Genomic DNA, 10,280 nt, shown 5'->3' on the forward strand with positions numbered 1-10,280 from the left:
CTTCATGAAGCTGTTATGATCCACATACAGCACCCTGTAATGCAGGGCAAAGTTTGCTCCTGCGATGAACATGAAAACAACGATGATGCCTTCTATCAGGGGGCTGTTGAATCCGGCTATACCGGCCCCGTAGGGAGAAAAACCGCCTGTTGACATCGTTGTGAAAGTATGTGTCACAGCATCATAAAGTGACATTCCCGCAAGTTTCAGTAATATCACTTGCACAACAGAGATAACAACATAGACCGTCCAGAGTATCCTTGCAGTACCCCGTATTCTTGGCTTTAGCTTATCCTCAGTCGGGCCCGGCGCTTCTGCACGGAAAAGCTGCCTTCCTGCGACTCCGAGCTTGGGGAGGATGGCAATGAAGATCATGATAATGCCCATTCCTCCAAGCCATTGGGTCATACTGCGCCAAAAAAGTATGCTCTTTGAATGGGATTCTATGTCCTGCAGGATCGTTGCTCCGGTAGTGGTAAAACCGGACATGGATTCAAAAAAGGAGTTTATGGGAGTTATGCCGTCAAGCAAATAAGGTATGGAACCAAAAAAAGCCACAGATAGCCAACCAAATGCTACTATGGCAAATCCTTCTTTTATCTTCCATTCACCCTCCGCCCCGTACCGTCTGGAGAGCAGTATGCCCGTGACACCCGTGATAAGCACAGCAACTGCAAAAGGTAGCAGAGGGTCATTATAATAAACAGCTACCAGTAAAGGTATGATCATAACCATGCCAAGGAATCGAAGAAGGCTCCCCAATACGTTGAAGATGATCGACGTGTTCATTAGGATACACCGTTAAGTCAGTGAAAAAGGTTTTCAACTTCCGAATGCACGGACTGTAAAGCGAACACAACAACCCTGTCGCCTTCCTCTATCACGTATTCTCCACGAGGCACCACTGTATTGCCTTTGCGGACAACCATGCTTACAATGGATCCCGGAGGGAATTTCACATTCTTAAGCGGCTTGCCGACTATTTTTGACTTTTTTGACGGGATATATTCTATGATCTCAGCCTTTTCACCCTCAATGGTTGTGACAGACTCTATGCCCTTCCCAAATGTCAGTTTAAGTATTTCACTGACAGTAGCCTGCCTTGGGCTGACTGCACTGTCCACACCCACCATTTCAAACAGCGATACATAGTCGGACCGGTCAGACCGGGCTATTACCTTCTTACCCCCCAGTTGCTTGGCAAGGAGCGCACACAGCAGGTTCTTCTCATCGCTGTTGGTAACCGCTATGACAACATCCATATCCGCTACACCTTCCTCCTTAAGGAGGTTGATGTCGGTGCCATCCCCGTTGAGCACAAGCACACCAGGAAGTTCCTCAGCTATCTGTTCAGACCGCTCCCGGTTAGTTTCGATCACCTTTATGTCAAACTCGCCATTGGAGATCACCTTGGCAAGATAAAAGCCTACAATGCCTCCACCGATGATCATGACCTTACTACGCTTTCCGGTCTTTTCACCAAGCATGTCACGGACTTCTTTTATGGCAGCGGGCTTGCCAATGACCACCATGTGATCGTTCTTCTGGATCTTATCCTTGCCGTGAGGTATGATTACCTCCGATTCCCTGAAAAGCGCACTAACTATGCAGCAATTGGCCAGATTTAGTTCCTGCAGTTCTTTCCCCACAAGCTGACTACTGTCGGAAACGGCAAACTCCATCATTTCCACCTTGCCGTCTGCAAAATATTCCGCACCTATGGCATAGGGAATAGAAAGTATCTCCGCAATCTCAGAGGCCAGTGTAAGTTCCGGGCATATCATGGTATCGATGCCGATCTTTGTGCGCTTTGCTACCGGCTTATCAATATAATCAGGGTTACTTACCCTTGCAACCGTCTTCAGCCTATCTTTATCCTTGGATACCAGTTTTGCTGCCATGCAGGCAACAATGTTCACTTCATCCGAACCTGTCACTGCTGCCAGTAGATCCGCATTCTCCAGAGCCTTGCTGAGAATGGATACATTTGCACCGTTGCCTTGCATCACCTGAACATCCAGTTCATCTGCACGGTGGCAGGCCTCCTCGTTCTGGTCGATAACAATAACATCATTTGCCTGGTAAAGGGCTTTGGCAATATGGTAACCGACTTCACCGGCACCGATTATAACAATTTTCATGAAATTCCTTCGTAAAACATTTATTCATAAAGATAAACGTAAAGAAGGCTTATTGAGATTAGTGCCTTTTAAAGTTTGCCATCTGTAAATTAAAAAAGAAAAAGGATTAGGTATCAAAGGCTTCTTTTACCTTATCAAAGATACCTTTCCCACCTTTGGGATTCTTTGACTTTGTTCCCTCTTCCGAGACATCCAGTTTCCGGAGCAGATCTTTCTGCTCTTCAGTAAGGTTTGTAGGTGTCCTGATAACGACCTTTACAAGCTGGTCACCCTGGCCCCGCCCATGGAGATATGGCACACCTTTTCCTTTAAGCCGGAGGATAGAATGAGTCTGGGTCCCGGGCTTGACACTCATTTTGACATTACCATGGAGTGTTGGCACCATAACATCAGCTCCCAATGCCACCTGGGAGAAACTTATGGGTAGCTCATAAAGTATATCGTCACCTGCACGTTCAAATAACTGGTGCGGTTCAACATGCAGGACCACATAAAGGTCTCCAGGAGGAGCACCCGGGCTGCCTTGCTCGCCTTCCCTGCTTATCTTCATTCGTAACCCGGTATCAGCACCCTTGGGAACTTTCACGGAGAGCTTGCGGACCTTCTTCTGTTTGCCAGTGCCTCTGCACGCAGGACAGGGGTCTTCGATGATCTGACCAGCCCCACGGCACACATTACAGGTACTTGTTGACATAAAGCGTCCAAAAGGCGTATCACGGGCATGAGTGACCTGGCCGGCCCCATGGCAATTGGAACAGGTCTTGGGGCTTGTGCCAGGCTTGGCTCCGCTCCCGTTACACGTTTCACAGGTCTCTGCCCGGGGAACATTAATGGTAGTTTCCACTCCGTTTGTAGCCTGCTCCAGTGTTATGTTCAGGTCATAGCGCAGATCCGAACCCCTGACAGGCCCGCGACGCTGCTGCTGGCCGCCAAACCCTCCAAATCCGCCACCGAATATGCTTCCAAGGATATCACCAAGATCCTCAAAGCCTCTGAAGTCAGCGTTCCTGAAAATATCCTCCTGGGTGTAGCGGCTGTCGATACCTGCATGGCCGAAACGGTCGTACTGCTCCTTCTTCTCAGGGTCGGAAAGTACGGCATAAGCCTCAGATATCTCCTTGAACTTCTCTTCAGCATCAGGCTCCTTATTCTTATCCGGATGATACTTCATCGCAAGCTTTCGGTACTCTTTTTTGATCTCAGCTTCCGTTGACTCTTTTGATACACCAAGTATCTCGTAATAATCGCGTGTAGTGGACATAAGTGATTCCTGTGGATTACCTAGGCTGAATAAACATGAAAAAGATGCAAGATACTGTTGAGCGCAGTATCTTACATGAAGTTATCTATGACGTTACTTCTTATCCTCGTCGACCACTTCATAGTCAGCATCCACAATGTTCTCATCCGAAGAACCTGCCTGACCAGCTCCCTCTTCCGGGGTACCTGCAGCAGCTGCCTCTTCCTGGGCTTTCTTGTACATTGCAGCAGATATGTCATACACAGCGGTCTGGAGTTCCTCGGTCTTGGACCCGATGGCTTCAATGTTGTCGCCTTCAAGCTCTTTCTTAAGAGCAGCTATTGCTGCCTCTACTTTGGATCTCTGGTCGGCTGTGGCAATATCCCCTGCCTCCTTAACGGCCTTCTCTGCGGCATTTATCAGGGATTCGGCAGTGTTCCTTACCTCCACTTCTTCCTTGCGCTTCTTGTCTTCCTCTGCATGGAGTTCCGCATCCTTGACCATCCGGTCGATCTCTTCCTCGGAAAGCCCTCCAGGCTTCTGGATGGATATAGACTGTTTCTTGCCTGTTCCAAGGTCCTTTGCAGTAACATGCAGGATACCGTTTGCATCTATGTCGAAAGTCACTTCTATCTGTGGCAGGCCCCTTGGAGCTGGCGGGATGCCGTCAAGCATGAACCTTCCAAGGGTCTTGTTAGCAGAAGCAATGCCTCTCTCACCTTGCAGCACATGGATCTCCACGGACGGCTGGCTATCAGCGGCTGTAGAGAACACCTGGCTCTTCCTTGTAGGAATGGTCGTATTCCTCTCGATAAGAGGTGTCGCAACCCCACCCAGAGTCTCGATACCCAGGGTCAGTGGTGTGACATCAAGCAACAGCACATCGTGGATCTCTCCGCCGAGAACCCCTGCCTGCACAGCCGCACCAACTGCTACCGCTTCATCAGGATTGATATTCTTGTAAGGCTCCTTGCCTGTGGCCTTGCGGACAAGCTCGGTCACTGCAGGTATCCTTGTAGAGCCGCCGATCAGCAATACCTTCTCAAGGTCGCTGGGTTTGAGCTTTGCATCATCCATTGCCCTGTTAACAGCTACAAGGGTCTTGTCAAGCAGATCACTTATCATCTTCTCGAACTGGGGCCTTGTGAGGTCCATATCTATGTGCTTTGGCTGCCCGTTGGAGTCAGCTGTGATGAATGGCAGATTGACATTTGTGGAAGTGACACTGGATAGCTCTATCTTGGCTTTCTCTGCCGCATCCTTCAAACGCTGCAGTGCAGCCTTATCCTTGGAAAGGTCGATACCTTCGTTCTTTTTGAATTCGCTTACAATGTGATTGACGATCCTCTGGTCAAAGTCATCCCCTCCAAGGTGGGTGTCGCCACTTGTGGAAAGCACCTCGAACACGCCTTCTCCCAGTTCAAGGATAGATACATCGAATGTGCCTCCTCCGAGGTCATACACCATTATCTTATGTTCACCTGATTCCTTGTCAAGCCCATAGGCAAGGGATGCAGCAGTAGGCTCATTGATTATCCTCTTTACGTTAAAGCCCGCAATGGAACCGGCATCCTTTGTAGCCTGCCTCTGAGAGTCATCGAAGTAAGCAGGCACAGTGATGACCACATCGTTGATAGTTTCACCAAGGTAGGCTTCTGCATCGTCCTTAAGTTTACGCAGGATCATTGCAGATATTTCCTGTGGAGTGTAGTCCTTGCCACCGAGTGTTACTTTATAATTGGCTTCGCCCATATGCCTCTTGATAGAGCTGACACTGTTCTCGGAGTTTGTGATAATCTGCCTCTTTGCAACCTGCCCTACCAGTTTCTCTCCCTTCTTGGAAAAAGCAACTACTGAAGGTGTGGTCCTGCCCCCTTCTGCGTTTGGAATAACGACAGGTTCTCCACCCTCAATCACAGCCATGCATGAATTTGTAGTTCCAAGATCAATTCCCAAAATCTTTCCCATGATCTTACCTCTTTATCGATTAGTTATAGTTACAATTATGTTCTTATTTTATATGACAGCATTCTTTGCATCAGGAAGTACTATTAATCATCAGTGCCTGGTTTCTTTGAAACCGCAACCATTGCAGGCCTGATCACTTTAGAGTGAAGATAGTACCCGGGTTTGCACACATTAACGATAGTATTTTCCTCATGCTCAGGATGTTCAACGTGCATAATAGCCTCATGAAGATGAGGGTCGAATTCAGCGCCATGGCATTCTATTTTCTGCAGACCTTCCTTTTCAAGGATAGAAGCAAACTGCCTGAACACCATATCCACACCCTTCACGACGGATTCTACATTATCGGTCTGTTTTGAAGATGCTATTGCACGCTCGAAGTTATCATATACCTCAAGCAATTCTGTGATGATTTGTTCAACTGCAAACTTGCGGTACTCCTCTTTTTCCCTTACACTTCGTTTCCTGAAATTATCAAATTCCGCGGTTAGCCGCAGTAATTTCTCACGAAGCTGTGCAGTTTCATCCTCCTGCTGGTTATCAGCGTTTGTTGCCTCTGAACCAGGGTCATCACAATTCTCAGATCCTTTATCCATCTCAATATCTCCACTATTTAATGCACAGTTATGCGCATTTGAGTTAACCATTGTTTGAAGTTCTATAAATAGATTTCCCATCTTGAGAAGGTTTTTGTCGATAATACCCCAATGATATCCATAAAAGATATGTTGCCAAAGTTAATAAGATGACTGCAACTTATGCTGCAAAAGCCGGATTATGAACATGCTGGCAACCATGCAGACCGCGAGTGCCGACAATATCTGTTCCCACCAGAGCGCCTGGATGCCGCCATTCCAGGCGTGCACCATGCCTGTGAGAAAAGCAGTCGCTGAAAAGGTAGCTATAAAAGATGCAATGGCCCCTCCTGCCATGGAACCAAGATAATCTGCGCCGCGGCTTTCGAAAAAGACAGAGCCGGCAATGAAGACTATGGCAAAGATCAGCAGAATGACAGCCATCGGGACAGGCGTGGAGCCGGAGGATGCCATATACATGATACCAAGTGCCACGCTTATCATGAAGAGAGCCATTGCAGTTGAAACTGCCAGTGCCTGTATAAACGGATTATCAATGTCTAATTCCATGTTCATCCCTGTCGTGTAATTCACTTGATACTATATATTTATTTTTAAACAATTGTGCCAACTGCAATAAACAATAGCAAATGATATATCAAATAATGCACTTGCATTCAACATGAAGATACTGCTGGCAGAATACGCGGTAGGGACAGGGCTTGACGGAACCCTCCTTAAGGAAGGAGGAGCCATGCTTAGGACACTGGTAGACAGTTTCTCAAGGCTGGGGCATGAAGTCACATACCTTTCTTCAGGACCCGTACTCCAGAATGGCAGAGCTGTCAGTTCCAATGCAGAAGACTTTGCGGAAGTGCTCGCAAGAGAGGCATCATGTGCCGATGCAGGGCTTGTGATAGGTCCTGACGAGCTGCTGGGAGAGCTTTCAACGGGAATTGAGAGGAATACGATAAACCTCGGATGCTCCGCCAAGTCAGCAAGTGCATGCGCAGATAAGCTTGAATGCACCCGCACATTACAGTCCCATTCAATCAATGTACCCCGGATAATTGAGAGCGGACTTGAAGGCACATGCGTCATCAAGCCCAGGTTCGGCTGTGCATCCGAGGGAGTAAGTATAGCATTTTCCAGCAACGCGGAAGAAGGTTTCATTGCTACAGAGTACATTGAAGGCGAGCACCTGAGTGTGAGCATGATCTGCGGCAAAAGGTTCCTTCCGCTAAGCGTTAATAAACAGCATATTGAGATGAACTGCACTAAAGCAGGTTCGCCTGTGATCTACAAAGGTAATGTCGTTCCATTCAGGACCGAGTACGAGCAGGAATTATTCAGTATTGCTGCCAGAACAGCAAATGTCCTGGGATGCAATGGTTATATCGGAGTAGATATCGTATATGGCAAAGAACCATACGTTATTGATGTGAACCCCCGGCCGACAACTGCCATTTACGGGCTGGCCAGGACACTCAAGACAGAGATAGGAGAGCTCCTGCTGAAGAATGTCTCAGGTGAACTGCCTGATGCAGTCAGCACTGAAGGAGAATTCTCGTTCACTAAAGATGACTTTGAGGACATTCTATGAAAACAATCGGGATAGATATTGGCGGTGCGAACACTAAAATCGCTTCTGCTGATGGTGAGATAATAGAACTGCACTATGTACCCCTGTGGAAGGATACAAGACTTCCGGAAGCTCTGGAAGAGATAGCTGAGAAACATAGCCCTGACAGAGTGAGTGTCGTTATGACAGGAGAACTTGCTGACTGCTTCGAGGACAAGATGGCCGGCATAAAGTTCATAATGGAATCCGTTAAGCAGGCATTCAACTGCGAGATCCGCTATATAGACAGTAACGGACATTTCTATGACGGATCGGGAGACCTGCGCAAACTGGCCGCTGCCAACTGGGCTGCTTCAGCTGATCTTATTGGTTCAGAGATAGGAGATTGCATCTTCGTGGACATGGGAAGCACCACCAGCGACATCATCCCCATAAAATCCGGAAAACATATGGCTGGGATCACGGATTTTTCAAGGCTTATCCGCAGTGAGCTGTTCTATGCAGGTGTGCTGAGGACGAACCTGGCATATCTGCTAGACAGTCTGGACCTGGCATCGGGAAAATGCCGCGTGTCCTCCGAACTTTTCGCAACCACTGCAGACGTTTATTTTTTACTCGGAGACATATCAGAGGAGCTATACACTTGTGAGACCGCAGACGGCGCCGGGAAAAGCAAGACCGATGCAATGAGAAGAATTGCAAGGGTTGTTTGCGCCGACCTCACCGAAATCTCACCCGATGAGATATACCGCATAGCAGAACAGGTCAGGGAGAAGCAGGTGATATTGCTGAGCGAGGCAATAGCACAGGTTGCAGAGATGAATGAGCTTTCTACGATAGTATCAGCAGGTCTTGGAGAGTTCCTTATACGTGCGGCTGCAAAAAGGCTTGGATTTGAATGGATCTCAGTTGCACAGCGCTGGGGAGAAGAGATATCAAAGGTGTTCCCTGCATATGCAGCTGCCAGAATGTTCGAGGCAGACGTTTCAGCCCGGAACGATAAAGACATAGTATAAGGAGGCATTATGAGAGTTGTCGTGAAGCTTGGAGGAAGTCTTATGGAGGACTCACTGCCGGTCATAAAGGCATTACTGACACGCTTTGGGTCATGCGGGGACAAAGAGTGCATCTCCATCCTCATAATACCAGGAGGCGGTCTTTTTGCAAATACTGTCCGCTCGGTCTGTGAAAAGTACAATATAAAGGATGATGCAGCCCATTGGATGGCCATCCTTGCAATGGAACAATATGCATATTATATCCAGGATAAGACAGGTATAAACACTGCAGATTCACTGGAGCACATTCCCTTCGGAGTTACCATGCTGCTCCCTTACAGGACACTTAAGGATAAGGATGAATTGCCACATTCGTGGGATGTGACCGCTGACACCATAGCTGCATGGATAGCTAAACAGTTTGGTGCTCCGTCATTTGTGAAGGTGACAGATGTGGACGGAATATATGCAGAGGATGTTGTGCAGCAGTTCCTGACAGCAGACGAGGTTCTTAAAATGGGAGCCACTTGCCTGGATGCGGCGCTGCCTTTGTTCCTTAAGGAAAACCGTATGGATTGCCTAATAGTCAATGGGAAGCACCCGGAAAGAGTTATTGATGCTGTTGTTGGAAAAGATATCGTGGGGACTTACATCAAGGGGAATATTTAAATTACATACCGCTTATGTACTGAAATCATCGACATGCTGAATTTTTCAGTATTATATTGATCAGATATCACGCTTAAAGGAGAGTTTAAATGGTAAACAAAGTTGAGAATTGTACTGCATGCAATAAAAGGCTCGTAGAGGTTGGATTTGCACGCTTCCCTTGCCCTGTATGCGGCAAGGAGCTTGGAAGATGTAAAAGCTGCAGACAGCAGAGCAATCCGTACACATGCCCGAAATGCGGCTTTGTAGGTCCGTGAGGTGAAGCTGATGGGTGATGTAGCAGCAACTATCAGGATCATGCCGGTATCGGTGGACACCGACCTTAAAGCGCTTAAGGATAAGCTTGTCGCAGCTCTGCCTGAAAGTGCAGAATTTGGCACTTCAAGAGAAGACCCCATTGCGTTTGGCCTGAAGGCCATAATGATGGTAGTTCTTGTAGGCGACCTTGAAGGCGGCACTGAGAAGGTAGAAGAGGCCCTTGCAGCTGTCGAAGGCGTCGAGAGCGTAACGGTCACAGAAGTAGGCAGACCAGTATAAGTTTTTTCTTTTTTTCTTTTTCTTACAGTTATCGTTTTTGGGCTTGTAGATCAGGGGTAGATCGTTACGTTCGCAACGTAAAGGCCGCGGGTTCAAATCCCGCCGAGTCCACTGAAATACAGTTCCCTGTAAGCGAAGATTTGACTTTGTAGAAGTACCTCCAATTACAATCAGACAAGTATCATAGAGGATACAAAACACATAGGATTGATGTTAATAAAGATCAAATCCACAGGTATATTTTTGACCATCCTGCGCAGAGCAAGTTCAATGCCTCTGTCCACGGGAATGCAACATAGAAGTACCTTACCAGGGTCATCTGTTTTGGCAATCACTGATCAAAGAACCGTAACACAACTTGGTATGAATTATCGTGTGTCACGCATGCTTGGTAAATTAAAGGCTCAGCCTCAACTGCAACCAGGATGCAAGAAGAATAGCGCAAATGCTAACAAAAGAACAAAAACAACATCATCGTTTACGACGACCTTCGGTCAGGATCATCATAACAATACAAAAAGAAAAGTGATAGAATAAGTGAGCTGGCAGCGATCCGTAGTTCCCGAAGAC

Annotated in this window: 12 protein-coding genes and 1 tRNA gene; 7 read left to right on the plus strand and 6 right to left on the minus strand. The window is 47.4% G+C overall.

Annotated features, from left to right (window positions below):
* The 6 genes from Q8J68_RS03315 to Q8J68_RS03340 form a co-directional block, all read right to left on the minus strand.
* The coding region (locus Q8J68_RS03315; RefSeq protein ID WP_305310131.1) for a TrkH family potassium uptake protein at positions 1-789 on the minus strand (789 nt) is incomplete at its 3' end.
* 17 nt (positions 790-806) lie between these two features.
* Complete coding sequence (gene trkA / locus Q8J68_RS03320; protein ID WP_305310132.1) at positions 807-2,141, minus strand: Trk system potassium transporter TrkA; 1,335 nt, start codon at positions 2,139-2,141, stop codon at positions 807-809.
* A 106-nt stretch (positions 2,142-2,247) separates the two neighbouring features.
* Positions 2,248-3,402, minus strand: coding sequence for a molecular chaperone DnaJ (gene dnaJ, locus Q8J68_RS03325; protein WP_305310133.1), 1,155 nt, complete (start codon positions 3,400-3,402; stop codon positions 2,248-2,250).
* Positions 3,403-3,495: 93 nt separating this feature from the next.
* Entirely contained in the window at positions 3,496-5,349 is a 1,854-nt protein-coding gene (dnaK, locus tag Q8J68_RS03330) for a molecular chaperone DnaK (protein ID WP_305310134.1), read from the minus strand.
* A gap of 83 nt (positions 5,350-5,432) precedes the next feature.
* Entirely contained in the window at positions 5,433-5,945 is a 513-nt protein-coding gene (grpE, locus tag Q8J68_RS03335; protein WP_305310135.1) for a nucleotide exchange factor GrpE, read from the minus strand.
* Between the two features lie 141 nt (positions 5,946-6,086).
* Positions 6,087-6,500: a heat-shock protein gene (locus tag Q8J68_RS03340; protein ID WP_305310136.1), complete on the minus strand. Its 414-nt coding sequence runs from the start codon at positions 6,498-6,500 to the stop codon at positions 6,087-6,089.
* Between the two features lie 106 nt (positions 6,501-6,606).
* Between Q8J68_RS03340 and Q8J68_RS03345 the strand changes: the two genes are divergently transcribed.
* The 7 genes from Q8J68_RS03345 (at position 6,607) to Q8J68_RS03375 (ending at position 10,247) form a co-directional block, all read left to right on the plus strand.
* Positions 6,607-7,527: an ATP-grasp domain-containing protein gene (locus Q8J68_RS03345; RefSeq protein WP_305310137.1), complete on the plus strand. Its 921-nt coding sequence runs from the start codon at positions 6,607-6,609 to the stop codon at positions 7,525-7,527.
* Positions 7,524-8,522: a hydantoinase/oxoprolinase family protein gene (locus Q8J68_RS03350; RefSeq protein ID WP_305310138.1), complete on the plus strand. Its 999-nt coding sequence runs from the start codon at positions 7,524-7,526 to the stop codon at positions 8,520-8,522. The genes Q8J68_RS03345 and Q8J68_RS03350 overlap by 4 nt, the downstream gene beginning before the upstream one ends.
* A 9-nt stretch (positions 8,523-8,531) precedes the next feature.
* The gene (locus Q8J68_RS03355; RefSeq protein ID WP_015054453.1) at positions 8,532-9,173 is read left to right on the plus strand and encodes an amino acid kinase; all 642 of its coding nucleotides are present in this window, start codon (positions 8,532-8,534) and stop codon (positions 9,171-9,173) included.
* Positions 9,174-9,262: 89 nt separating this feature from the next.
* Positions 9,263-9,430 (plus strand): zinc finger domain-containing protein, encoded by a 168-nt coding sequence (locus tag Q8J68_RS03360; RefSeq protein WP_083858165.1) that lies wholly within the window; start codon positions 9,263-9,265, stop codon positions 9,428-9,430.
* A gap of 10 nt (positions 9,431-9,440) precedes the next feature.
* Complete coding sequence (locus tag Q8J68_RS03365) at positions 9,441-9,710, plus strand: elongation factor 1-beta (RefSeq protein ID WP_305310139.1); 270 nt, start codon at positions 9,441-9,443, stop codon at positions 9,708-9,710.
* A 39-nt stretch (positions 9,711-9,749) separates the two neighbouring features.
* Positions 9,750-9,821 (plus strand) — tRNA-Ala (locus tag Q8J68_RS03370).
* Between the two features lie 99 nt (positions 9,822-9,920).
* Positions 9,921-10,247, plus strand: a complete 327-nt coding sequence (locus tag Q8J68_RS03375) for a hypothetical protein (RefSeq protein ID WP_305310140.1) — start codon at positions 9,921-9,923, stop codon at positions 10,245-10,247.
* Positions 10,248-10,280 lie beyond the last annotated feature (33 nt).

The organism is Methanolobus sp. (assembly GCF_030682845.1).
In the GTDB taxonomy this organism is placed as follows: domain Archaea; phylum Halobacteriota; class Methanosarcinia; order Methanosarcinales; family Methanosarcinaceae; genus Methanolobus.